17 protein-coding genes are annotated in these 24,550 nt (G+C 73.2%); 12 read left to right on the forward strand and 5 right to left on the reverse strand.

Features of this window, described 5'->3' with window-relative positions; all coding sequences use genetic code 11:
- Nucleotides 1-81: 81 nt before the first annotated feature.
- Together J0911_RS13690 and J0911_RS13695 are read left to right on the forward strand one after the other, a co-directional pair.
- Complete coding sequence (locus J0911_RS13690) at nt 82-3,843, forward strand: ALF repeat-containing protein (RefSeq protein WP_207276027.1); 3,762 nt, start codon at nt 82-84, stop codon at nt 3,841-3,843.
- Between the two features lie 52 nt (nt 3,844-3,895).
- Nucleotides 3,896-5,494 (forward strand): FG-GAP-like repeat-containing protein, encoded by a 1,599-nt coding sequence (locus tag J0911_RS13695; RefSeq protein ID WP_207276028.1) that lies wholly within the window; start codon nt 3,896-3,898, stop codon nt 5,492-5,494.
- Between the two features lie 95 nt (nt 5,495-5,589).
- Here the strand turns inward: J0911_RS13695 and J0911_RS13700 are convergent, their stop codons facing one another.
- Together J0911_RS13700 and J0911_RS13705 are read right to left on the reverse strand one after the other, a co-directional pair.
- Nucleotides 5,590-6,789, reverse strand: coding sequence for a PQQ-dependent sugar dehydrogenase (locus tag J0911_RS13700; RefSeq protein ID WP_207276029.1), 1,200 nt, complete (start codon nt 6,787-6,789; stop codon nt 5,590-5,592).
- Between the two features lie 139 nt (nt 6,790-6,928).
- Nucleotides 6,929-7,327, reverse strand: coding sequence for a winged helix-turn-helix transcriptional regulator (locus tag J0911_RS13705; protein ID WP_242636747.1), 399 nt, complete (start codon nt 7,325-7,327; stop codon nt 6,929-6,931).
- A gap of 76 nt (nt 7,328-7,403) precedes the next feature.
- Between J0911_RS13705 and J0911_RS13710 the strand changes: the two genes are divergently transcribed.
- The 10 genes from J0911_RS13710 (at nt 7,404) to J0911_RS13755 (ending at nt 20,558) form a co-directional block, all read left to right on the forward strand.
- Nucleotides 7,404-8,120 (forward strand): SDR family oxidoreductase, encoded by a 717-nt coding sequence (locus tag J0911_RS13710; protein ID WP_207276030.1) that lies wholly within the window; start codon nt 7,404-7,406, stop codon nt 8,118-8,120.
- A gap of 154 nt (nt 8,121-8,274) precedes the next feature.
- Entirely contained in the window at nt 8,275-8,973 is a 699-nt protein-coding gene (locus J0911_RS13715) for an Atu4866 domain-containing protein (protein ID WP_207276031.1), read from the forward strand.
- A gap of 114 nt (nt 8,974-9,087) precedes the next feature.
- On the forward strand, nt 9,088-9,831 hold the full coding sequence (locus J0911_RS13720) for an SDR family oxidoreductase (RefSeq protein WP_207276032.1): 744 nt from the start codon (nt 9,088-9,090) through the stop codon (nt 9,829-9,831).
- An 85-nt stretch (nt 9,832-9,916) separates the two neighbouring features.
- Nucleotides 9,917-10,555 carry a TetR-like C-terminal domain-containing protein gene (locus J0911_RS13725; protein WP_207276033.1) on the forward strand — a complete coding sequence of 213 codons (639 nt, stop codon included), beginning with the start codon at nt 9,917-9,919 and terminating at the stop codon, nt 10,553-10,555.
- 188 nt (nt 10,556-10,743) lie between these two features.
- Nucleotides 10,744-12,162: an MFS transporter gene (locus tag J0911_RS13730; protein ID WP_207276034.1), complete on the forward strand. Its 1,419-nt coding sequence runs from the start codon at nt 10,744-10,746 to the stop codon at nt 12,160-12,162.
- Complete coding sequence (locus J0911_RS13735; protein WP_207276035.1) at nt 12,159-13,367, forward strand: FAD-dependent monooxygenase; 1,209 nt, start codon at nt 12,159-12,161, stop codon at nt 13,365-13,367. The genes J0911_RS13730 and J0911_RS13735 overlap by 4 nt, the downstream gene beginning before the upstream one ends.
- Nucleotides 13,368-13,448: 81 nt before the next feature.
- Complete coding sequence (locus J0911_RS13740) at nt 13,449-14,825, forward strand: sensor histidine kinase (RefSeq protein WP_207276036.1); 1,377 nt, start codon at nt 13,449-13,451, stop codon at nt 14,823-14,825.
- A complete protein-coding gene (locus J0911_RS13745) occupies nt 14,822-15,529 on the forward strand; it encodes a LuxR C-terminal-related transcriptional regulator (protein WP_242636748.1) in 708 nt (235 codons plus the stop codon). The genes J0911_RS13740 and J0911_RS13745 overlap by 4 nt, the downstream gene beginning before the upstream one ends.
- Nucleotides 15,530-15,571: 42 nt before the next feature.
- Nucleotides 15,572-19,417, forward strand: coding sequence for a DUF1963 domain-containing protein (locus J0911_RS13750; protein WP_207276037.1), 3,846 nt, complete (start codon nt 15,572-15,574; stop codon nt 19,415-19,417).
- A 184-nt stretch (nt 19,418-19,601) separates the two neighbouring features.
- Nucleotides 19,602-20,558 carry a DprA-like winged helix domain-containing protein gene (locus J0911_RS13755; protein WP_207276038.1) on the forward strand — a complete coding sequence of 319 codons (957 nt, stop codon included), beginning with the start codon at nt 19,602-19,604 and terminating at the stop codon, nt 20,556-20,558.
- Between the two features lie 28 nt (nt 20,559-20,586).
- Here J0911_RS13755 and J0911_RS13760 read toward each other — a convergent pair whose 3' ends face one another.
- From J0911_RS13760 to mptB, 3 genes are all read right to left on the reverse strand, one after another.
- Nucleotides 20,587-21,435 (reverse strand): helix-turn-helix transcriptional regulator, encoded by an 849-nt coding sequence (locus tag J0911_RS13760; protein ID WP_207276039.1) that lies wholly within the window; start codon nt 21,433-21,435, stop codon nt 20,587-20,589.
- A 63-nt stretch (nt 21,436-21,498) separates the two neighbouring features.
- A complete protein-coding gene (locus J0911_RS13765) occupies nt 21,499-23,055 on the reverse strand; it encodes a hypothetical protein (RefSeq protein ID WP_207276040.1) in 1,557 nt (518 codons plus the stop codon).
- Nucleotides 23,052-24,503 (reverse strand): polyprenol phosphomannose-dependent alpha 1,6 mannosyltransferase MptB, encoded by a 1,452-nt coding sequence (gene mptB, locus J0911_RS13770; RefSeq protein WP_207276041.1) that lies wholly within the window; start codon nt 24,501-24,503, stop codon nt 23,052-23,054. The genes J0911_RS13765 and mptB overlap by 4 nt, the downstream gene beginning before the upstream one ends.
- Nucleotides 24,504-24,550 lie beyond the last annotated feature (47 nt).

The following is a 24,550-nucleotide window of genomic DNA, read 5'->3' on the forward strand; positions in this document are numbered from 1 at the left end:
CCGACAGTGGGAAGCATCTCCGTTCGAAGGCCGTGGCGCACGACGTCGAGACGAGGAGCCCGTGCGGCTCTCGTCGTTGCCGTGGCCGCGGGTCTGACAGTTCCCGGTATCGCGCCGCAGGCCGGTGAGGCCCAGGCTGCCGAGACGTCGCAGGTCTGCTCGCGAGCCGGCGTGCTCGCGGCACGCGACGCCGGCGGACCGCAGGTCAGGGAGGCCGCCGAGGCGGCCCTGGTCGGTACCGAGGAGGAGGTGTGCGCCTTCGTCCACGACCAGTGGAGCACGCTCGAACTCGTCGACCGTGAGATCGTCGCGACCCAGATGTTCGCGAGCGGCGGTCCAGCGATGCAGGCGACCCTTACCCCGCTCCTGGACGCGGAGGATCCCGAGGCTCTTCGCACCTTTCTCACGGACGGCTGGAACGACCCGTGGCTGGCCGACCAGGAGATCCGGATCAACCAGTTGGCCGCCACCGGCGGCCCTCAGGTGAGGTCCGCCGCTCGCGCCGCCCTGGACGCGGGCACGCCCGAGGCCATGCGCGAGTTCCTCGACGGCGGCTGGCTGACGGCTCACCAGACGGACCGCGAACTGCAGGTCAACCAGGCGTATGCGGCGGGCGGACCGATCGTGAAGGATACGGCCGCCGCGGCACTCGATGACGGTAGCCCCGACGCGATCGCCCGGTTCCTGGAGATCGACTGGGGCGTGGCCGCTGCCAGGGACCACGAGCAGGAGACCGTCGCCGGCCTCCTGCAGGCGGCCGAGGCCGCGGGCAGCGAGGCGCAGGCCGCGACCCAGGCTGCGACCGACGACGCTGATCGGGCCGTCGCAGCGGCGGCGTCCGCGAAGGCGGCGGCGGCCAAGGCGCGGGACGAGGCACAGGCGGCAGGCAGCGACCGGAGGCGGGCCGAGACCGCTGCGGCGAATGCAGCACGTGCGGCCCAGCAGGCGGCAAGTGCCGCGGGAGCAGCGGTCGGCGCGGCCAACGACGCCGCTGCCGCGGCACGTACCGCGGCCAACGCCGCCGTCCGGGTCGCGATGGCAGCCGCTCTGGCCGAGCGGAAGGCGGCCGAGGCGTCCCGTGCCGCCGCAGAGGCGCGGAGCGACCGGGAGGCCGCTGACGCCGCCCGGCAGAAAGCGGGAGAGGCACGTGCGGCGGCTGACGCCGCAGGCGATGCCGAGGAAGCACTCCAGGAAGCTCTCAGCGCGGCGCAGCAGGTGGAGGCTGCGTCGGAAGCGGCGATCTCTGCGATCGGCAACTCGAACGACGCGGCACGCGCGGCCCAGGAGGCGGGCGAGGCAGCGGCTGCCGCCGGTGCCGACGCGTCGGAGGTGTACGCGGCGGCCGAGCGTGCGCGGGCTGCGGCGCTGCGCGCGCAGCGGGCCGCCCAGGAGGCCGTGGACTTCGCCAGGTACGCTCGCGATCAGGCGATCGTCGCCCGCAACGCGGCCCGGTCCGCGGCGGCCCATGCGCGCGCAGCGGCCGATGCAGCCGAGGACGCAGCGGAGCACGCTGGCGAGGCCGTGGACGCGGCGCGCCTGGCCAGAGAGCACGCGGATGCCGCGACACAGGCGGCACGGGCCGCACGGCTCTCTGCCCAGCAGGCTCAGGAAGTCTACGAGGAAGCACGTCGCCAGGACCGGCTCCGTCTTGCTCGCGAGCACGAGCAAATGATCGAGTCCGCGCGGGACGCGGCCCGGGTGGTCGAGGAGGCGCGGCAGGTCGACGCGCCGACCGTGAACACACCGAGATCGCAGTGGCGCCCACCTACGGTCGAGGCGGCACTCGTCGTCGCGAACGACTCGGGCTCGTCCCGGGAGGCGGCTGTTGCCGGTGCGCGTGAGGCTGCGCTCGGCCTCGTCGACTCGGGAGGAACGTGGACTCGGGAGGCGGCGCGCGCGGCGCTGGTCGGTGACGAGGAGCAGGTTCTCGCGTTCGCCCGCGGCGGGCTGCAGTCCGCGGAGGGCATGGACGACCGGACCACGTTGGTCGGACTGTCGACCGTCGGCACGGCGGCGATGCGCGACGCCGTCGAGGACGTGCTGGAGGGTTCGGACGCCGAGGTCGCTGAGTTTCTGGAGCACCCGGACTACCCGGAGCGGCGGGGTGAGGACGAACTGGAGACGACACGGATTCTTGCCGCAGCGCGCGAGGCCGGGGACTCGCACACGGTCGACGCCGCGACGGCCGCGTTGGACGACGGTTCCTCCGCCGCCCTGCGTGAGTTCGTCGAGACCGGACAGCTCGCTGCGCGGGAGGCCGACGCCGAGATCAAGGTCACCCAGATCTTTCAGAACGCACCCGAGGGCAGCGAGCTCAGGATCAACGCCGAGGTCGCTCTCGAGGGACCGCCAGCATTCCGGGAGCGCTTCCTGGCTACCGGCCGCCACGAGGCCGCCATGCGCGACCATCGGACCGCCGCCCACGTGGAGACGATGAGCTCCCTGGTTCTGCAGGTTGTCGAGGTGGCGGCACGAGCGACCGAGAACGAGAAGCGCGCATGGGAGGAGGCCGCGCGCGCTGCTGGAGCGGCCCAAGAGGCCGCGAACTACGCGGACCAGGCCGCCGAGGCCGCGGACGAGGCCGACGCGCACGCTGTTGCAGCGACGGACGCCGCGCTTCGGGCCAGCCGCTCCGCGGCGGACGCGAAACGGTCTGCGGACACGGCGGTGGACGCCGCCGCCAGGGCAGGGCGCTCGGCGGATGCGGCGGCGCAGTCGGCGACCTGGGCGACCGTCTCCCTGGCGAGGGCGGTCAAGTACGCACAGGAGGCGACGGACAGCGCGAACCAGGCGTGGCACGATGCCAACGCGGCTGGCCAGAGCGCGATCGACGCGGCAGCAGAGTTCGAGGCCGCGTATCAGGCGGCGTACGACCTGATGCTTGGCGACCTCGTCGTGGAGGCGATGGAGATCGCCGAGACGAAATGGCCCGTGGGGTGCCTTCTGCCCTCAGGCGAGCATGACCAGGACTGCCTGAACCGGGTCGCCGACACGATCATCGCCCTGGATGAGCAAGGCCTCGACCCGACACGCCTCGCGTACATCAACGGCATGACGTGCGAAGCGCTGTTCGGCAACGGGGGCAAGCTCTTCGACGAGTGCATCGCGAACGTCCTGAACCTGAACTTCATCGGTGCGCTTCAGACGGACCTGGCCTGGGCCGTGTACTGGCCCATCCTGCACACCCTGGAACCGATCCTGGGACTGGAGCTCGAGATACTCACCGGCGGTGCCACGAGCCAGTACTGCAAGCGCACCCCGAGTGACGCCTGCGAGGAGATCCTCGGTGAGATCTTCGGGGGGCTCACCGAAGAACTTCCGGACTACACCTCACTGGAGTACTGGCACGGCTGGTTCGAGGCTTGGCGGGAGTACTGGGAGGTCCCCAGCCTGCAGAGCGCGGCCCTGGACAACTTCACGATGGTCTCGGAGTACTTCGCCAACACGTGCCTCGCCGCGGGCAGCGGCGGAGCGGTCTCCCTGTGCGCGGAGGAACGCGTTCGGGAAGCGCTCGACGACCTGGCCTGGACACCGCCCAGCTTCAGCGTCGGCGGGCACACCGTCAGGATGACGACAGAGCAGATGGTGCACGTGGTGAGCCGTCAGACCTGGGATTACTTCGGCGCCATGCCGACGAACGTCCAGGCCTACTTCGCGCCGACCGACACCGTCGCCGACCTCGACCGCTACCTGGCGGCGGTCGTCCAGCACAACGAGGCACAGATACGCGACTACCTGGAGGGGAGACGCGCGAGTTCCCAGTTCAGCCTGGAGATGGACGGCCACGTCTATGTGATCGGCCTGCAGCGAGACGGGACGATCGTGCAGTTCTACCGCCAATGACGGCCGCCTCTGGCTTCGCGTTCCTCAACGACATCCCACTGGAAAGAGAGACATGACCACGGAACCTCACCACCGCCGCGCGGCCGTCGGCGTCGCCGCCGCGCTGACCGCCGCCCTGCTGACGGCGCCCCTGCTCGTGCCGGCCGCCACCGCCGTCGTCGGGACGACGACGGCGGACGAGGACTATGCGTTCACCGCGCGGCTAGCGATCGGTGACGAGGAGAACGGGCGTGCCTGCTCCGGTGCGCTGATCGCGACGTCGTGGGTGCTCACGGCCGCGAGCTGCTTCGCGGAGGACCCGGCGACGGGCACGCCGCCCGCGGCGGGGGCACCGCCGATGACCACGGTCGCCACGATCGGCCGCGCCGACCTGACGACCGACTCGGGGCAGGAGCGCGACGTCGTCGAGCTGGTCCCGCACGAGTCGCGTGACCTCGTCCTGGCGCGCCTGTTCGGCCCGGTCCCGGAGATCGCGCCGGTCGAGGTGGCGGCCGGGCCGCCTGCGGCCGGGTCCGAGCTCGTCGTGCCCGGCTACGGCAGGACGGCGACCGAGTGGGCTCCGCTGCGGCGGCACGCCGGCACCTTCGTCGTCGACGCCGTGTCGGGCGGCGACATCGCCGTCACCGGGCAGGACGGCGCGGCCGTCTGCGCCGGCGACACCGGCGGGCCCGCCTTGCGGCTGACGGCTGACGGCCCCCGGCTCGTCGCGGTGAACAGCCGGTCCTGGCAGGGCGGCTGTTTCGGGAGCGACCCGGCCGAGACGCGCACCGGCGCGATCGAGGCCCGGGTCGACGACGTCGCCGGCTGGATCGAGGGGGTCGTGCAGCGTGAGGAGCCCGAGCCGCCGCCGGCCACCCCGGCGATCTGCGATCCGTCGCGGTGCCTCCCCGACTTCAGCGGCGACAAGAAGGCCGACGTCGTCGGCGTCGATTCCGACGGCTACCTCTGGCACTTCCCCCAGGCCGCGGGCAACCGGCTCGGCTCCGGACAGCGGTTCGGCCCTGGCTGGGACACCTGGGAGTCCGTCATGGCCGCGGACTGGAGCGGTGACGGCACCGATGACATCGTCGGGGTCGACGCCGACGGCGACCTCTGGTACTACCCGCACCAGCGGAACGACGACGGCGTGAACTACTTCAGCCCTCGGACCCAGATCGGGCACGGCTGGGACCGCATGACCACGGTGATGGCGGCGGACTGGACCGGCAACGGCCGCGCCGACATGCTGGCGGTGACCGGCGCGGGCGACCTGCTGCTCTACGAGCGTCGTGGTACCGGCAGCGCCATGGAATCACCGGTCCGGATCGGGCACGGCTGGGACCAGATGCGCCAGGTGGCCGCGGAGGACGGTACCCGGGACGGCCGCGCCGACATCTTCGCGCTCGACGGCTCGGGGAAGCTCTGGCTGTACCCGCACACCGGGAGCGGCAACGGCTTCGGCAGCCGCGTCGAGATGGCGTCCGGCTGGGGCGACCACACGACGATCGTCGCCGCCGACTGGAGCGGTGACGGCACGGCGGACATCATCGCCCGCAACACCAACGGCGACCTGTACTACTACGCCCACTGGTACAACGCGACCGACGGCCACTACCTCGCCGACCCGGTGAAGATCAGCCAGGGCTGGGGGAGCTGGCTCCATATCGTCTGACCAGGTACCGGACGGCCCTGGCCGGCGGGGCCGTCCCACCGTCGTCCGGGGCCGTCCGGGGCCGTCCGGGGCCGTCCGGGGCCGTCCGGGGCCGGTCAGCCGGCGTCGACCGCGACGCGCAGGATGCGGTCGTCGCCGGGACGCGGTTCGGTGCCGCCCCAGGTGGCGCGGTCCGTGTTGGAGGTGACCAGCCAGAGGGCGCCGTCCGGAGCGACCTCCACCGTGCGGATCCTGCCGTAGGTGCCGACGAGGTGCGGGATCGGATCGGCCGTCGCGCGAGGTCCGTCCACGGGCAGCTGCCACAACCGTTGCCCGCCGAGCGCGCCGATCCAGAGCGACCCCGCCGCGAAGGCCATGCCGGACGGACTGGCGTCGTCGGGGTGGATGGTGGCGATCGGTGGTTCCCCGGTGTCGCCGGCGATCCCTTCCGTCTGCGGCCAGCCGTAGTCGCGTCCCGGGCGCAGGGCGTTGACCTCGTCCCAGGTGCGGTGGCCGAGTTCGGAGGCGTACGGCGTGCCGTCGGGGCCGAAGGCGATGCCCTGCACGTTGCGGTGACCGCTGGACCAGATCGGCGAGTCGGCGGGGTTGTCGCCGGGGATGGAGCCGTCGACGGCGATCCGCAGGATCTTGCCGTTGAGCGAGCGGTCCGCGGCCGCGTTCGCCGGCTCGAAGGCGTCGCCCGTGCCGATCCACAGATGGCCGTCGGGCCCGAGGGCGAGCCGTCCGCCGTGGTGGCGGTCGGCCGTCCGGATGCCGTCCAGGAGTGTCCTGTCCACGGTGAGTGACCGGAAGCCCTCGTCGACGGTGAGCGCGAGGACCCGGTTCTCGTCGCTCCCGGAGACCGACGCGTAGACCGTGCGGTCGGTCTCGAACTCGGGGGAGGCGACGATGCCCAGCAGGCCGCCCTCCGAGCTGACCTCGACTCCGGGTACGACACCGACCGTCCGCGGGTCCCCGCCCGATGCGGGGACCCGCAGGATCTGGCCGCTGATCCGCTCGGAGACGAGGGCAGATCCATCCGGGAGGAACGTCAGGCCCCATGGCGCCTCCAGCCCGGAGGCGATCTCGACCGGATCGCCGAGCACCGCGGCCCCGGCCGGAGCCGGCCTGTCGGACGGCGCCGTGGATGCCGGCGCCACCGGCGACGCCGACGCCCCGGGAACGGCGTCCGGTGCGGTGGTGGAGCACGCGCCGAGCCCGAGGGCGAGCGCGGCCACCAGTGCGGTGGTGCCGAGAGACGGCGGATCCAGGCGTCGCACGAGTCTTCCGGGTGCGGTGGTCGCGGCGGCGGACATGGCCTTCTCCTCGGGGATCGCGGAGCATATGGACTACTGGTTCACATGTGACGCTACCACTATATGAACTTCGGGTCCATAAAAGGTCCGGCCGACGCCCGCCCTCACGCCGCCGAGGGGCATGGCCCCGAACCCTGTCTCACCGGGACGGTGCGGCGGCGTCGTACTCCGCCCGCGCGGCGTCGACCGCCGGCATGTGCTCCTGGGCCCAGTCCTTGAGCTCGTGGAGCAGCGGCAGGAGCGAGCGCCCCAACGGCGTCAGCTCGTAGTCGGTGCGGACCGGGACCGACGGGGTGACCGTTCTGGTGACCAGCCCGTCCCTTTCCATCCGGCGCAGCGACTGGGTGAGCATCTTCTGGCTCACCCCCTCGATCTGCGCCGCCAGCTCGCCGTACCGCAGCGGCCCGTGCACACCCAGGGCGACGATCGACAAACTCACCCACTTGTTCCCGATCGCCTCCAGCAGGCGCCGGCTCGGGCAGTCGGCCGTGAACGCCTCGTACGCGCACGACATTCCTGGTTCCACGCGTGTTCCCATGACTTACCTCCGGGTGCCCTCGGCACGTTGAAGTGCCGTCTTCCCCGAGGAGAGTAGGGCACCGATAGTGGTGCGCATGAACGACACGAAGACCGCGCTGGTGACCGGCGCGAACAAGGGAATCGGCTTCGCCATCGCCCAGGGTCTCGGGGCCCAGGGGTTCAGGGTCGCGGTGGGCGCCCGTGACGAGGCCAGGCGCGAGGAGGCCGTCGGGAGGCTGCGCGCGGGCGGCGTCGACGCGTTCGGCGTCGCCCTGGACGTCACCTCGGACGACAGCGCCGTCGCCGCGGCGGAGGAGATCGAGCACGCGGCCGGGCGGCTCGACGTGCTCGTCAACAACGCGGGCATCGGAGGCAAGCTCGACGAGGGGGCGCAGGACCCCACGACGCTCGACCTCGACGTCGTGCGTACCGTCCTGGACACCAACGTGTTCGGCGCCGTGCGGGTGACGAACGCGATGCTCCCGCTGCTCCGGCGCGCGGACTCGCCGCGCGTCGTCAACATGTCGAGCAACATGGGATCGCTGACGCTGCGGACGGGACCGGTGCTGGCCGCCTACGCGCCGTCGAAGACGATGCTCAACGGCGTCACCGTCCAGTACGCCCGCGCACTGGCCGGCACGAACGTCATCGTGAACGCCGCCTGCCCCGGCTACGTCGCGACCGACTTCACCGGGCACGCCGGAACCCGGACCCCGGAACAGGGCGCCGCGATCGCCGTCCGCCTGGCCACCCTGCCCGACGACGGCCCCCGCGGCGGGTTCTTCGACGACGACGGCGTCGTGCCCTGGTGAACCTCGGCGCCGCCGACCCTCGCCGCGGCTTCGGGAAGTGGGTGCGCTGCACCCAGGAGCGGCCCGGCCTGGGCGGCGCCGCGCCGGATCTCGCACCCTGGTGGTGCAGCAGCCGTCGTGACGAGGTCGACGGCGTGAGACCGTGGGAGCGGCGATGAGCGAGACAACGAGCGGATCCGGTCCGGCGCCGGCCGGCCCCCGGGACGCGCGAGCCGGTGAACTGGCCGTCGTCGACGCGGTCGTCCACGCGACGCCGTCACGGGCCGTCCGCGGCGAGCTGTGGGCCTCGGGCGGGCGCATCACGCACGTCGGCCCGTGTGCCGGTGCGGCGCGACCGGCGCACGCCGAGCCGATCCCGGCCGACGGTGCGGCAGTGGTCCCTCTGCTCGTGGACAGCGCCGTGCGTGCCCTCCCGGACGAGCGGCGTGGCGCCTTCGACCTCGTGCCGGGCAATCCCGCGACCTTCGCCGTCGTCAAGGGGCGGGTCGGCGAGAGCCGCATCCGGCAGATGCTCGTCGTCCAGCCGCGCGACCTGGTCGCGGTCGTCACGGCCGGTCACGTGGAGGTGCGGCGGGGGAGGCCGACGCGGCCACCGGGTTCCGACGGCTCCGAGGGCACGGGCCGGCGATGGCACGGGGCGTGGCGCGACCCCGGCCGGGACATGACCCAGTACCTGTTGCCCGGCGGCCGGTACACCGAGACGCGCCAGGGCCGCCCGGACGCCTGGACCGGCAGCTACTGGGTGCGCTCCGACCGCATCACGTACCTGGACGACACCGGGTTCTGGGCGTTCGGACAGCTCGTCGACGGTGTCCTGCACCACGCGGGCTTCGTCCTTCGCCGGCACGCGTGACGGCGCGACCGGTCTGCCGGTCGTCGGGCGGTCGGCACCCTCCAGATATGGACTACCCGTTCACGATGTGCTTATATGAACTTGTCGTTCATAACATGAGCCAAGGAGGAAGTCATGAGCACCACGCAGGCGCGGGACCGGGTCGCCCTCGTGACGGGCGGGTCCGGTGGTATCGGCCGGGCCGTGGTCGAGCGGCTCGCCGCCGACGGTGACGCGGTGGCCGTCCACTACGCCGGTCACGAGGCACGTGCCAAGGATCTCGTCGACCAGGTGGTCGCCGGCGGCGGGCGGGCGATCGCGGTCGGCGGTGACGTGGCCGACGAGGTCGCGATGGCCGCGGCGTTCGACGCCGTGACGGAGGCGTTCGGCGCGATCGACGTCGTCGTCAACACCGCCGGGATCATGCTGCTGTCGCCGATCGCGACTCTGGACCTGGCGGATCTCGACCGCATGCACCGGACCAACGTCCGTGGCACCTTCGTGGTCTCCCAGCTCGCCGCCACCCGCCTGCGGGCGGGCGGCGCGATCGTCAACTTCTCGACGTCGGTGACGCGGACGAGGTTCCCGGCCTACGGCGCGTACGCCGCGTCCAAGGCGGCGGTCGAGACCCTGACCCCGATCCTGGCGCGCGAGCTGCGCGGCCAGGACATCACCGTCAACGCCGTCGCGCCGGGGCCGACGGCGACGCCCCTGTTCCTGGAGGGCAAGAGCGAGGAGCTGATCGCGAGCATCGCGTCCGCGAACCCGTTCGACCGTCTCGGCACCCAGGAGGACATCGCCGAGGCCGTCGCGTTCCTGGCCGGCCCGGCGCGCTGGGTGAACGGCCAGACCCTTTTCGCCAACGGCGGCATGGCCTGACCGGCTCGGCCGTGACCGTTCGCACGTTCCGAACACAGGAGCGTCCTCCGTCGTAGACTCCGCCCGAGGGAGGCGACCACCAGCGATGCAGACCCACGACGCCGCACCCGCCGGTGCGGTCACGACCGCCACCGGCGCACCACCTCACCGCGGCCGCGGCCGCCGCCCGGCCGAGGAGGTTCGCGCCGACGTGCTGCGCACGGTCGGCGACCTGATCCTCTCCGAGGGTCTGGCGGACCTCACCTTCGAGCGCGTCGCCCGGTCGTCCGGTGTCAGCAAGACCACGCTCTACAAGTGGTGGCCCTCGCGGGGGGCCCTCGCGCTGGACGGCTACTTCCACGCGGTCGAGCCGGCCCTCGCCTTCGACGACACCGGCGACGTCCGCGCGGACCTGAGCCACCAGCTCCACTCGTTCGCCGAGGTGATGGGGACGCCCGGCGGCCGGGCACTGCTCCAGCTGGTCGGCGGGTCGCAGACCGACCCCGATCTGGCCGCCGCGCTCAGCGACCTGTACACCTCGGCCCGCCGCAGGCTGGCCGAGGAACGCCTGGCACGCGCCCAGGAGGCGGGACAGATCCGCGGCGACGCCGACGTCCGGGTCCTCGTGGACCAGCTCTGGGGCGCGATCTACTACCGTCTCATGGTGCCCGACGGGGTGACCGTCGACGCCGCGTTCGTCGACGCCCTCGTGGACCACCTGTTCGACGGCGTCACGCCGCGCTGACAGCGGCCGCGGCGCGGGCGGCGACGCGTTCCGTGATCCTTCCGGTTCCGGTCCGGCCCCCGGGGGAAATCCCCCGTGCCCGAGGCGGTATGCACCATTCCTGAGCCGGGGACGGAAACCTAGGTTCGAGGGCATGGACATCAGACCCACCTCGCTCGTGTCCCCGGCCACCGCGGAAGGGGGCCGAGATGCTCGTCGCCCCTGATTCCCCGGCTCCCGTCGAGCGGCCGACGCCCGCGCGTATCGGAAGGCCCGCGATCGGTGCGCTGGGAGTCCTCGCGCTCGCTCTCGGCACGCTGCAGACCGTGGTCGATCCGGCGCGCCCCCTGCTGGAGCGCGAACTGGGCATCGACTCGGCCGGTGCGGCGCTGGTCGTCAGCACGCTGCTGGTCACCGGCGCGATCGTGGCCCCCATCGCCGGGAAGCTCGGTGACCGCTACGGCGGAAAACGCGTCCTGCTCGTCCTGATGGCACTGGTCTCGGCAGGTGGTGTGCTGTCGAGCACCGCGCCGAACCTGCCGGTGCTGCTGGCCGGTCAGACCCTGCAGGGGGCGATGGTCGGTGCGCTGCCGCTGTCGTTCATCCTGGTTCGCAAGAACCTCCCGAAGGGGCAGACGCAGGTGGCCGTCGGTGTGGTCAGCGCACTGTTCACCGCGGGTGGCGTCGTCGGGACGCTGGCTTCCGGGCCGCTGGCCGAGAACCTCTCCTGGCACTGGATCTTCGCGGCGCCGACGGCCGTGGTCGTCGCGGCGACCGCCGCCCTCCTCCGATTGATGCCGAACGACGTGCCGAGCGAGCAGGGCACCACGATCGACTGGGCAGGCGTGGCCCTGCTGAGCGCCACGTTGGTGGCGCTCATGCTCGGGCTGCTGCTGGTGACCGGGAACGCTGTCCCGCCGGCGGCGGTCGGCGGAATCGCGCTGCTCGTCGCCGCGCTCGCCGCGTCGTGGGTGGCCGTCGAGCGGCGGGCGGTCTCGCCCATGGTGGACCTGCGCATGCTGGCGGCGCCCGCCATGTGGAGCGCGAGCGTGCTCACCGTCGCCGTCGCCGCGGTCTCCGCGATGCTGCAGACGTTCGTGCCCAAACTGTCCGCGGTCTCGGGCGACGGCTACGGCCTCGGGCTCGGCACGACAGACATCGGACTGCTCATGATGCCCGCCTCCATCGCCGGCGTCCTGGCGGGCTCGGTGGGCGGGCTCGCGGTCCGGCGCCACGGTGCCCGCTCGGTGGTGACCTTCGGTACCGCGGCCACCGTGGTCGTCCTCCTCGGCGCCGCGGCCCTGCACGACACGGCGTGGCAGCTCGTCGTCGTGCGTGCGCTGGCCGCCTTCGCCGGGGCACTGGCCACGACGGCCCTGCTGGCGAGCACCGCTACCGCGGTCGCATCCAAGGACACCGGTATCGCCACCAGCCTCCTGGTGGTCATCCGGCTGATCGGCGCCGTCGCGGGGGGACAGGTCGCGGGCTCGATCCTCGACGCGGGCAGCGACCCGGCTTCCGGGGTTCCCGCCGAGCCGGCCTTCGTCGCGGGCTTCCTGGTCGCGGCCCTCGTCGCCGGACTCTCACTGCTCGTCGTTCATCACCTGAAGAAGGAGGTCCAGCCATGACCGCACCGTCCGGCACCGCCCGGCGCAAGGTCCTGATCGCGGGTGCCAGCATCGCCGGTCCCACGCTGGCGTACTGGCTGCACCGGTACGGGTTCGCCGTCACGGTGGTCGAGAAGGCGCGCGCACCCCGCGGGGGCGGCTACCCGATCGACGTGCGAGGCACCGCGGTCGACGTGGTCCGGCGGATGGGCATCCTGCCGCGGCTGCGGGCCGCGCACCTCGACACCGGTCGGTTCACCTTCCTCGACGCCCACGGCGGTGAGATAGCCTCCCTCCACCCCCACGCGGTCGCCGGGAGCGCCGGCGGACAGGACCTCGAGATCGGGCGCGGGGACCTGACGGCCGCCCTGTACGCCACGGTCAGGGACGACGTGGAGTTCCTGTTCGACGACTCCATCGAGGCCCTCGACCAGCACGGACACGTGGTCGACGTCACCTTCCGCAGCGGTAGGCAACGCACCGTCGACGTCGTGGTCGGCGCCGACGGGATGCACTCGGGCACCCGGAGGATCCTGTTCGGGCCCGAGGAACGGTTCCACCGATACCTCGGCTACGCCTTCGCGGTGTTCACCATGCCGAACGTCCTGGGACTCTCCCGTGAGCTCGTGATGTGGAACGCCCCCGGTGCGGCCGCCGCGCTCTACGCCACCGGGGGAGCCGACGACGAACTGCACGCCTTCCTGAACTTCCACCGGCCGGAACCGCCCTCGGACGTCCTGCGGGACACGGACGCCCAGCGCGAACTGGTCGCCCGGACCTATGCGGGTGCGGGGCGGGAGGTCGCCGGCATCGTCCGGGCGATGCGCGAGGCGGACGACCTGTTCTTCGACACGGCCGGCCAGATCCGCATGCCCAGCTGGTCGAGCGGCCGGGCGGCGCTCGTCGGCGACGCCGCCTACGCGCCGTCGTTCCTGACCGGCCAGGGCTCCAGCCTCGCCCTGGTCGGTGCCTACATGCTCGCCAGGTCGTTGGCCGTCCACGAGGATCCCGTGGAGGCGTTCGCCGCCTACGAGCGCGACACCCGCGAGTTCGTCACGACAAACCAGGCACTCGTCGACGCGGGCGGCGCCAGGCTCTTCCCCACGACGGCCGAGGCACTGGAACGGCGCAACGCGATGCTTCGTGACCTCGTCGCCATGCCCGCGACGACGCCGCGGCCCGCGCACTCGGCCCTCGCGCTGCCGGAGCCCCCGCCGGCACCGTGACCTCGGCCGCGGGGGAAATCCCCACCCGCTCCGGAGGAACGCACCATGTCGCGCCGGGCGGTCACACGGCACCCTGGCAGTATGACCACCATGACCCTCGACCCCGGGGCGCGGCAGTCCGGTGCGACGCGCGGTGGGGTCCGCCTCCTGAACGCGCCGCTGTCCTCCGCCACGTGGCGCTCGTACGCCTACCTGTGGCTCATGCTGCTCCTGGCCCCCCTCGCGTTCGCGTATGTGCTGGCCACGGTCGTGTTCACGGTCGGGGCCGCGGTGACGGTCGTCGGACTGTTCGTGGCGGGCGCACTGGTGACGGGCGGGCGGTGGTGGGGCTCCGTCTACCGCGGCCTGGCCGGGTACCTGCTCGGCACGGAGGTCGCGTCGCCGGCGGCCCGCCCGCCACGTCAGGGATTCTGGCCGCGGGTCGGCGGAGCGCTCGGCGACGCGGTGGGCTGGCGAGCACTGCTGTTCATGATCACGACACTGCCGGTGACACTCGCCGGGCTGATCGTGAGCACCGCGTGCCTCGTACTCGGGATCGGTGGCGTGACCTACTGGACCTGGTTCTGGTCGCTGCCGCCCGAGCTGGCCATGGACGGCTCGTGGCACACGCCACCAGGGTTCGCGCTGGTGGCGGCCGGCGGCCTGGGGGCGCTGGTCCTGTGGCCGGTGCTGCAGCGGGGTGTCGTCGCCGTGCCGCAGCTCCTGACCAGGGTGCTGCTCGGGCCCACGGCCGTCAGCCTGCGTCTCGCCGAGCTCGAGCGCTCTCGCGCGGGCACGGTGGAGGACGCCGACGCCCGGCTGCGCCGGATCGAGAGAGACCTGCACGACGGCACCCAGGCGCGCCTCGTCGCCGTCGGCATGCAACTCGGCGAGGCGCGCCAGCAGCTGGCATCCGGTGACACGGTCACCGTGGGCGAGCTCCTCGAGGTGGCGCACACGTCGACGAAGGACGCGCTCGTCGAACTTCGCGAGCTGGCTCGCGGCATCCATCCGCCGGCCCTGGACAGCGGGCTCGCGGTCGCCCTGGAGACACTCTCGGCGCGCGCGCCGCTCCCGGTCACCGCGCAGGTCGATGCCGCCGTCGAGGCACGTGGCCGCCTGGCGCCGGCGATCGAGTCGATCGTCTACTTCTCGATCGCCGAGCTGGTCACCAACGCGGCGAAGCACGCGCACGCGTCCAGGGTCCACGTGCTGGTCGAGGCGCTCTTCGAGGAGAAGGACGGCATCCTGCGCATCCAGGTGCTCGACGACGGCGCCGGGGGCGCGACCGTCGTCCCGCACGACGGGTCCGGACTGCGATCAGGCCTGGCGGGACTCGCCGAACGGGTCCGGTCGGTCGACGGCACGTTCGGCCTGTCCAGCCCTGTCGGTGGGCCGACGGTCGTGACCCTGACCCTCCCGGCCGTGCCCGCCGTCGCCGAGGGTGGTCGCCACACGGGTACCGGTGGCGACGCATGACCGGGCCGGGGGACACGCCGCCGGACGGACTGCGAGTGGTGCTCGCCGAGGACTCCGGGATCCTGCGTGACGGGCTCGTCGCACTGCTGGCACGCCAGGGGCACGAGGTGAGTGCCGTCGCGGACGCCGAACTCCTGAGGCGTGAGGTCGCGCGCCTCGCGCGGGAGTCGCTGCCCGACGTCGTCGTGGCCGACATCCGCATGCCACCCACCTCGACCGACGAGGGACTGCGCGCCGCGGTCGAGCTCCGGGAGCAGTTCCCCGGGCTGCCCGTCCTGCTGTTCTCGCAGTACGTGGAGACGCGGTACGCCGATGTGCTGCTGAGGGGCGACGCGCGGGGCGTGGGATATCTGCTCAAGGACCGCGTCGTGGACGTGGAGGACTTCACCCGGGCGCTCGCGCGCGTGGCCCGGGGCGAGACCGTGCTCGACCCGGAGGTGGTCTCGCAGCTGATGGGTGCGTCCGAGCGAGACCTCGGCCAGGCGCGGCTGTCCAGCAGGGAGCGTCAGGTGCTGGACCTGATCGCGCAGGGGCGCTCGAACAACGGCATCGCGGAGACACTGTTCCTGTCGCAGGGCGCGGTGGAGAAGAATGTCGCGGCGATCTTCCAGAAGCTGGATCTGCCGCACGACGGTGCGAACAACCGCCGGGTTCTCGCAGTGCTGCGCTACCTGGGCGCCGGAGGCTCCGGTCCGAGGCCGTGATGCGATGCTGAGATATGGGTGGTTGTTCCGTAAGATCCCGGCATGCCTGAGTTCGAGACGGAGATGCTGGACGGTACACGGTGGACGCCCGCGGGCAGACTGGCGCTCGACATCCGTACGGATACCGGCGGTGACCCGGCGGAGGTGGCATGGCGATCGGCGAACGGCGCGGAGGCCACCATCATGATCGACGCCGACTCGGGCGACTTCCGCGGCATGCGCCGCTCGGCGGGCGCCGTCGTCCGGCCGTACCGCGGGACCCGGGCCCTCATGACAAGCGGCGAAGACCTGGGGGCCGTCGTCCTCACCACGTCGGAGGGTGAGGACGGCACCGCCCCTCGCGGGCGCCTGAGCCTGCTGGTGAACGACGGCGAGGGTCCCGTCGAACGCGTCACGTGGCGTGACCGTGCCGGCACGGTCGCCTCGGTGCACCTCGCGGTGGAGCGCCCGCCGGACATGGTCCCGGTCCGGATCCGTGACATCGTCGCAGACGGCGAGCACCCGGGCGCGGGTGAGGTGGCCCGGAACCTGCTGGAGTCCGTGAGCTCCAAGTGGCTCACGTTCTCGGACACGGCGACGATCGACCTGGAACTCGCCCACCCGGCCCCGGCCACCGCGTACCGCCTGACGTCCGCCGACGACTTCCCTGATCGCGATCCCCGTGACTGGGAGCTTCTCGGTTCCATGGACCGGAGTGCCTGGTTCACGGTGGACGTCCGGTCCGCCCAGGACTTCCCCGCCCGTCACCAGACACGCGAGTTCCTCGCACAGGCGGCGATCCCGTACCGGTTCTACCGTCTCGACGTCCGCCGCAACCGGGGGTCCGCCCGCGAGACCCAGCTGCAGCGGATCGAGCTGCTCACCACCCGTGACCCGGGTGGGACCGGCATTCCGGTCGCCGCCACGACTGCCCGGGGCAGCCGGGAATACCGTCGGGCCGGTGAGGTGGCGGTCAACGTGCTCGACGACGATCACGGCAAATGGCTGTCCTGGGACCCCGCGGCCCACAACACCGGACGCGCTCACCTGGACCTGGAGCTTCCGCGGCCCGCGGTGGTCAACGCGTACGCGCTCGCGTCGGCGAACGACTTCGTGGCCCGTGACCCCCGGGACTGGACGTTCGAAGCATCCCACGACGGGGCCTCCTGGACGGTCCTCGACGCCCGCGCCGGAGAACTGTTCCCCGAGCGCCACCAGCTACGGGCCTTCACCGCCGTCAACGCCGTGGCCTACCCGCGGTACCGGTTGAACGTGACCGCCAACGCGGGCGGCGAGACGGCGATCCAGCTCAGCCGCGTGGCGCTGCTCCGCCGTGACCCCGGCGCGGGGACCGGCCTGACGTTCTCCGGACTCATCAGGCACGACGGCGGGCCCGCCCGCCCGTATCACGGCTGGACCGGATCCGGGGCCGGGACGGCAGGCGGTGCCCCCGTCCTCACCGCGGCCGTACGGAATTCGCTCGCCCCGCTGAAGGCGCTGGACATGCTCGTCCCGGCGATGGAGTTCGTCCTGCGGGACACGGGGCCGGAGGTGCTCACGACGCTACGAGAACTCGATGCCGACGGCGTGGGTCGGGTCTTCGACCCCGTCGAGTGGTGGTGGTCCCCGCGTGTCGCGGCCGTGACGGCCGACCTGAACCCCGGCTGGAGCCAGGAGACCGCCGCCGCCGGGCGGCTCACGCTCTACGGGGCGGCGCCGGTGGACGTCCTGGCCCGGTTCGGGCAGGTGCTGCACGCCGTGACCCGCCCCGGTGTGCCGGACACGCCCGACACGGACCCGTCCTGGCTCCTCGCCCTGGCCGACGACGTCATGCGGGTCGTCCGGAACGCGCAGACGGCGGGGGAGCAGGTGCGCAGGAGGTGGACGCCCGACGTCCTCACCGAGATCGCCCGCGCGGGCGGCGCGACCAGGAGGCCACCGGTCCACGACACGATCACGGCCCTGCTCCACGAGGACGGGCGGAACCGCGCGTACCGACGCCACGAGCTCCTGGACAGCGCTGCCGGCACGGCCTTCCTCGCACGGTACGCGGACGTCGTCGCCGAGGTCGTCCCCGGGCTCGGGGCCGGTGGACGCCGGTACGCGTCGATGGTGTGCGGACGCCGACCTCACGCGCATCTCGCCCTGATCGGCGGGCTGATCGCCGACCCCGAGGCCGCCGTGCGAGCCCAGGCACTCACCGCGCTCGCATGGGCGGACGTCCCGGCGCAGGTCGACGTGCTACGCCGGCATCTGCGCACGGCGCCGACGGACCGTCTGCCGGCGATCGTGGACCGACTCGCCGACATCGGAGCGACCGCCGTGATCGAGGAAGCGCTCCAGGACGTCGACGACGGCAGGCGGGCCGAGCTCCTGCGGCGGGTGCTGGACCGGCAGACGCGCCTGCGGGTGCCCGAGCCCGTCCCGCCGCCCGTGCCGTCGGTGGACCCGGACCTCGCGGCCGACCTGCGCGCGAGCCTGGCGGCGGCGCGCCGGAAGGGGCAGGACGTCTGGCCGGACGTTCGCCGGAGGCTGGAGCAGGTGCCCGACGTGCGGGTGCTGCGCGACGTGTTGCGCGATGCGGGGAAGTCCGACGCCGATCGCAGGATCGCGAGGCTGTTGGTCACCCTGACGTCCGGCGGCGCCGGCCGGAAGAACGGCTCCGCCCTGACACCTGAGGGTGCGCGGCGGTGGTGGCCGCTGTTCGCCGAGCGCCTGGACCTGGCCGACGAGTATCTCGACGGCATCTGCGAGAAACGTGACGTCGACGACGACCCCGTCGACACGGCCGCGACGATCCTGACCGTCCTCGAACAGTTCCCGCAGCCGCCGGCGCCGCTCGTACGGCGCCTGACCTCGATGGCTCTTGGCTCGGGCCGGCATCGCCTGGCCGCACGCCGCGTGCTCGCCGACCGCCCCGGGGCGCGGGACTCCGCGACCTCCGCCCTGGCCCACGGAGATCCGGTGGAGCGGGCGTCGGCCGCCGAATGGCTCGCGGGCCTGGGCGAGCCGGGCGTGGTCGCTCCCGAACCGGGCTGGGAGTTCGGCGACGGCGTACTGCCCGCGGCGGTGCGGGAGCTGCCCGCGGAGACGCTCGGGTGGCTCGACCGGTTCGCGGACCAGGCGCGCGCGGACGGCGTCTCCCCGGAGGAGGTCGACCGGTGGCTCGGCCTCGCCCGGCCGGCGCTGCGGACGTCGGCGGACGGGAGCGGGCCGGTGATGGGCCGGCTCGGCGGCCCGTTGATGCTCCCCGTGGACGCCGGGGCGACACCGGACGGAGAGAGCCATCTCGAGCACCAGCTCATCCTGACGCTCGACCTCTCCGCGATCCCGGAGGGTGCGACCGACCTCGCCCTGCCCCGGGACGGGCAGCTGCTCCTGTTCGCGAATGCGGAGCTGGACACCCGGCTCAGGGGCGGTGCCCGGTACGTCCCGGCCGGCGTTCCCGTCGAGGAACGGCGGCAGTCCCTTCCCGACTTCGACGTGTACGGGTACGGGACGCCGGAGAAGCTGGACGCCCGCTTGAGGGCAACGGGTGACCTCCGGCTCGTCCACGGGGTGTCGCTGCCTTCCACGCCGCCGGACGATGACATGCTCGCGCGCCATCCCCGCGCGGAGACGCTGAGGGACGTCTGGTCCGAGCAGACCGACGGTGGCGGTACCTGGCAGATCGGTGGTCACGCCGCCAACTTCGACGACTACGGCGATCCGGTGCCGGCATCGGCGAGGAAGGATGCCTGGGACGGCGATCCTGGTGTCCCCGACGGATTTTCCGCGCCGGAGGACTGGGTGCTGCTCGCGCAGTGGGCCGGATTCCCGATGGCGATCGTGTACTGGACCATCACCCGCCAGGATCTGGAAGCCCGTCGTTTCGACCGGGTCGTGGTGCACATGCACGCCAACCCATGACGTTCGCCGGGTGCGCGGGAGTGGTCGTACGGATGCCCGTGCTCGGCGTCGTCGAGCCGCAGCGCGCCTGACAGGCCTGTCGGGCAATCCGGGCGCCGGACGTCGCACCCTGGTACGGACGGGGCCTGGATGCGGCGGGCGGTGTCCGGGATCCTGGCGGAGCCGTGCCGCCAGGAGGAACCAGATGGCTGTCGAGGTGACCGTGCCCATGGGAGCGGCCGCTACCCATCGGGCCGTTCGCGTGCTCGGGTACATGATCGGCCACGATCCGGTGCGCGAGGAGGTGGTGGCCCGAGGACTGGGGCTGAGCGTGGAGGACGTGCGGGAGACGCTCGTGGCCCTGGAACGGGACCGGCTGGTCGAGCGTTCTGCCGGCGGTCTCCCGGATGCCGGTGCGCACGGTGGACGATGGACCGCGCTTCCTCCCCAGGCGTTGCTGACCGCCCTGCTGGCCCGGCGAGCCCCGGACGCCGCCGGCTGGCCGAAGGACCTGGACGTCCCGGACGAGCCCCGGCCGCTGTCCCCGTGGCCCGAGGACGGCGCTCCGATCGACGTCGTCTCCGGCACGGAACAGGTGGGCACGGTGCTGCGCGGACTGCGGGTGATGGCCGCCCGGGAACTGCTGTACCTGGTGACGCCGTCGTTCCCGCCGGCCGTGGGCCGCCCGCGCGGGGGCGACGCCGCCGTCACGACACGCGCGGTCCACGAGATGTCGGTCCCGCCCACGACCACGCCGGCCCACGGCCGGCCGGGGGTGCGGCTCGCGCCCCACCTGCCGATCGGCCTCATGGTGGTGGACCGGAGCATCGCGATCCTTCCCTCGGCCGGCGGCGCGGCGGACGGACCCGACGAGGTGCTGGTCGTCCACGCCCCGCCGGTGGTCGAGGCGCTCGTCGAGGTGTTCGAGCGGGAGTGGCGCGAGGCGGTTCCGCCTCCGGGCCGGCGACCGCCGGAGGCGGGGGAGCGCCGGCGGAGGGTCCTGACGATGATGGCCGCCGGGCTCACCGACGACGCGATCGCCCGGGCGCTCGGCGTCGGCACGACGGACGTCGAGGAGGAACTGGCCACGCTGGCCGGCGAACTGGGTGCCCGCACCCGTTTCCAGCTCGCGCTGCTGGCGGCGAGGCAAGGCCTCGTGTGAGGCGGGCCGCTGCACGGTGCGGCTCGCGTCAGGCGGTCACCCGGTGGCCGGCGCCGACGCGCAGCGCATCGAGCTTGTCCCGGGCGTCCGTCCCGGCGGTGGGGAAGTAGGCGATGACCTTGAGCCCGGGTTCCGGGGTGATGATCTCGCACGTGAGTGCCAGATGCCCGACTCGCGGATGGACCATGCGCTTGTCCTCGGAGAGGCGGACCGCGACCTCGTGACGGTCCCACAGCTCGCGGAACTCCCGGCTCCGCGACCGCAGGTCCGTCACGAGCTGGTCGGCGTACGCCGTGTCCCCGCCGCCGGCGTTCCGGGCGCAGGCCGCGCGCAGGTCGTTGACCTGTACGGCGGCGTAGCGCGGCCAGTCGTCTCCGGCGAAGCGTCCGCGCACGCCCGGATCGGTGAAGCAGCGCCACGTGTAGTTGCGCGCCAGGCCGGCGTGCCGGTCGAGGTCCATGCCGAGCACGGTCTCCGCCAGGTCGTTCAGCCAGAGCACCTCGTGCAGGTCGGTCGCGATGCACACCGGCACGTCCCCGAGGTGCTCGACGAGGCTCATGACCCCCGGACGGATGCGCCGGCGGTTCGGGCGGGCGGGCGCGACGAAGCCCGCCAGGCGGAACAGGTGGTCGCGCGCGTCGTCGTCGCAGCGGAGCGCCCGCGCGAGCGACGCGACGATCGTCTCGGAGGGGTTGGCGCCGCGGGCCTGCTCCAGCCGGGTGTAGTAGTCGTTCGACATGCCCGCGAGAAGCGCCACCTCGTCCCGCCGCAGTCCCGGCGTGCGGCGCCGGCCCCCCGGCGGCAGCCCGACGTCGGGAGGGTTCAGCTGGGCGCGTCGCCGGCGCAGGAAGTTGGCGAGTGCGAGCCTGTCGATCATGTCGGTCATTGTCGTCCCGGCCCCCGGGGGTTTCCAGAACCGGTACCGAAACGTGACGGCGCCTCACGGCCGCCCGGCCGGCACTCGCGGCACGTACGTGCGCGTCGTGGCCCAGGTCGCGGCGACCGCGGCGGCGACGCCGACGGCGCCCGCCACGACGGCCGGCGCGGTCGGCTCCGCGTAGAGTCCCGGCTGCGCCGGCGTGGTCAGCTCGGCGAAGAGCCAGCTGACGAGATCCGCCGTCGCGACGGCCGCCCAGAGCGGCACGAGCAGCCGTGGCCGCCACGCGAGCCCTGAGGCCACGGCGAGGAACACCGGGAGCGCCACGGGGAGCAGGTAGCGCGGGTACATCCCTCCGCTGGCGGCCGTGTACAGCACCTGCGTGGTCACGGAGACGGCGACGGCCGCCCAGGGCAGGAGGGCGACCAGCAGCCGGTCGGCCGGATGCGTGCCGCCGGCCACCCGGGCGGTGTCACCGGCGACTCGCGCGCCGACGGCGTCGAACCGGTCCGGCCTGCCGGGGCGTTCGCCTCGTGGCGGCGGGGAACCCGCCGTCCGGGAACGTCCGGGAAGCACTCCGGGCCACACCCGGGCACGCCGGCGCACCCGGGCCAGCAGTGCGATGACCAGCGGTGCCCAGACGAGCAGGATCGCCGTGACCGTCAGGGTGGTCGCGGAGTACGGCGTGGTCGGGGGTACGCGGCCCGCCCACCAGAAGAAGTCGGGCAGGCGGGCCCACGTGACCGGGTCGAGCACGACCGCCCAGACGGGCCGCACCTCGCGGACCTGGTTGGCCAGGGCCCAGTCGAAGTGCGAGCCGGGGATGTTCCCGGTGAGCGCCACGTTGCGGGCGTAGAACCAGCCGGCGGCCCCCAGCGCCGTCGCCGGGCCGCCGATCGCCAGCCCGAGCACCGGTCCCCACCGGCCCCGCCCCTGCGCGGCCCGCACGGACCCCGCCAGCACGGCGAACCCACCGATGACGACGGCGATGAGCGCGGCCGAGAGCCGGGACAGCGCGCAGGCCGCCGCCAGCAGGCTCAGGAGGACGACGAGCCGCGCGTCCAGCCCGCGGCGGATCGCCGTGGCGCCCACGCCGAACATCGTGGTGACGCAGAGCGTCGCGACCAGGTCGTTGAACGCGTTCCCCCCGGCGTGCGCGACGGCGGCCGCCAGGCCCGCCACCAGCGCCACGAGCTGCGGCAGCGCGCTGCCGGGCCGGCAGATGCGGCCCGCGCTCCACCAGCACACGAGCACGAACACGCCGGCCAGCAGCATGTTGACCGCGCGGGCGGCGTACACCGCCGCGACGGGCCGGCCGGCGTCGGCCAGCGGCCCGACGAGCCACGAGACGAGCAGGTAGAACAGCGGCGGATGCTGGGCGGTCCACTGCACGGGAGGCAGCACGGCGCCGTCGGGCCGGAACTCCAGGCCTTCCTCGAAGACGGGCAGCTCGCCGTGCCACACCTGGTAGGCGTAGTCCATGTGCGGCGGCTCGTCGCCGGTGACGTAGGGCGGGTCGGTGAGCAGGACGGTCAGGGACAGCAGGACCGCGCAGAGGGCCGCGGCCCCGACCGCGGTGCGACGCGAGCCGGCCAGGACGCGTGCGAGGACGGACGTCATGCGACCGTGACGGGGTCGGCCTCGGCGATGTTGCGGATCCGTTCCCGGCCGTGGCGGGACAGCAGCAGCACCGCCATCAGCCCGGCGACGGACATCGCGCCCACCATGATGACCAGGTAGGCGCCGTGCAGCGACGAGTCCAGCGGTGCCACCAGGCCGGTCAGGACCGAGACGGCGACGACCGCCATGGCGCCGGTACGCGGAAGCCTGAGGGGCGCCACGAACGGCACCAGCCAGAGGAAGTACCACAGGTGCACCACGGGACTGAGCAGCAGCGCGGCACCGACGAGCAGAGCGGCCCCGCGCACCCCGTCCGCGGGGTCCCCGGTGCGCCGGCGCAGTGCCGTCCAGGCGGCGAACCCGAGCAGGCCGGCCATCGCCGCAGCCCGGACCAGGTCCCGGAACGTGTCCGGCTCCAGGCCGGTCCCGAGGAGCGCGGCCGCCCGGTCGAGGGCGCGGCCGAGCAGGGTCGGCGGCGAGAGCAGCGTGTCGATGCTGGCCGGGACGCTCAGCGCCTCGATCCACCCGGTCCCCAGACCCCACAGCACGCCGGTCCCGACCAGTGTCCCGACCGAGACGGCGGCCACCTGCGCCAGGCGGCGCAGGCGGTCGACGAGCAGCGCGCCCGCCGGGAGCGACACCAGGACGACCAGCACACAGATCAGCCCGCCGGGAAGCTTCACGGCCGCGGCCAGCCCGCCGAGCACGGCCCCGGCGAACCAGCCGTGCTCGACGGCGGACACCAGCGCCGCGGCCATCAGGCCCACCATCAGCAGATCGTTGTGCAGGCCCCCGACGCCGTTGGCCATCATCAGCGGCGAGACGAGGACGACGGCGGAGGCCAGGGCCGGGTTGACGCCCGTCCACCCGGCCATCCGCGGCACGGCCCAGGCCAGCAGCGCCAGTCCGGCCAGCGCCACCAGCCTGTGCCCTACCACGAGAACCCACGGGTTACCGGTCAGACTCGCTCCGAGGTCCCCGAAGATCAGCGGGAGCGGACCGTACGGCGCGGGCGTCCCCATCCAGCGGGGGTCGACGGCCTCCTCGATCGGGCCGGCGAGCACCCCCGGCCCGAACTCGTACGGCGACAGGCCCACGTGCACCAGCATCCCCTGCGCCGCGTACGACCAGCCGTCGCGGGAGAAGAGCGGCGGCGCCACCAGCAGGGGCAGGCACCAGAGCACCGTGGCGCGCCGCACCAGGGCGAGAGCCGCGGCCCGCTGCGCTCCCTCGGCACCCGCGACCGCCCGGCACAGCGCGAGCCACGCGCCCGCCAGCAGGCCCAGCCCGAGCAGCACGACGCCCAGCCCCACCATCCGGCCCGCGGTGTGCGCGCGCAGGGCGGCCAGCGGGCCGCCGTCCAGGATCGGCGCGGACTCGGGCAGTGCGGAGACCACCAGCCCCCCGAGCAGGACCAGCACGCTTCCGAGGACGCCACGGGTCAGCACGCTCGAAACATAGGTCCGGACGGGGACGTGACGCCGACGTCCGCGCG

This window comes from Myceligenerans salitolerans (assembly GCF_017349295.1).
Classification (GTDB): domain Bacteria; phylum Actinomycetota; class Actinomycetes; order Actinomycetales; family Cellulomonadaceae; genus Myceligenerans; species Myceligenerans salitolerans.

Coding starts and splice junctions, on each gene's coding strand:
- J0911_RS13725 (WP_207276033.1), top strand. CDS start 9,917: ATGCAGACCCACGACGCCGCACCCGCCGGTGCGGTCACGACCGCCACC.
- J0911_RS13765 (WP_207276040.1), bottom strand. CDS start 23,055: ATGACGTCCGTCCTCGCACGCGTCCTGGCCGGCTCGCGTCGCACCGCG.
- J0911_RS13735 (WP_207276035.1), top strand. CDS start 12,159: ATGACCGCACCGTCCGGCACCGCCCGGCGCAAGGTCCTGATCGCGGGT.
- J0911_RS13755 (WP_207276038.1), top strand. CDS start 19,602: ATGGCTGTCGAGGTGACCGTGCCCATGGGAGCGGCCGCTACCCATCGG.
- J0911_RS13695 (WP_207276028.1), top strand. CDS start 3,896: ATGACCACGGAACCTCACCACCGCCGCGCGGCCGTCGGCGTCGCCGCC.
- J0911_RS13720 (WP_207276032.1), top strand. CDS start 9,088: ATGAGCACCACGCAGGCGCGGGACCGGGTCGCCCTCGTGACGGGCGGG.
- J0911_RS13745 (WP_242636748.1), top strand. CDS start 14,822: ATGACCGGGCCGGGGGACACGCCGCCGGACGGACTGCGAGTGGTGCTC.
- J0911_RS13700 (WP_207276029.1), bottom strand. CDS start 6,789: ATGTCCGCCGCCGCGACCACCGCACCCGGAAGACTCGTGCGACGCCTG.
- J0911_RS13705 (WP_242636747.1), bottom strand. CDS start 7,327: ATGGGAACACGCGTGGAACCAGGAATGTCGTGCGCGTACGAGGCGTTC.
- J0911_RS13715 (WP_207276031.1), top strand. CDS start 8,275: ATGAGCGAGACAACGAGCGGATCCGGTCCGGCGCCGGCCGGCCCCCGG.
- J0911_RS13760 (WP_207276039.1), bottom strand. CDS start 21,435: ATGATCGACAGGCTCGCACTCGCCAACTTCCTGCGCCGGCGACGCGCC.
- J0911_RS13730 (WP_207276034.1), top strand. CDS start 10,744: ATGCTCGTCGCCCCTGATTCCCCGGCTCCCGTCGAGCGGCCGACGCCC.
- J0911_RS13750 (WP_207276037.1), top strand. CDS start 15,572: ATGCCTGAGTTCGAGACGGAGATGCTGGACGGTACACGGTGGACGCCC.
- J0911_RS13710 (WP_207276030.1), top strand. CDS start 7,404: ATGAACGACACGAAGACCGCGCTGGTGACCGGCGCGAACAAGGGAATC.
- J0911_RS13740 (WP_207276036.1), top strand. CDS start 13,449: ATGACCACCATGACCCTCGACCCCGGGGCGCGGCAGTCCGGTGCGACG.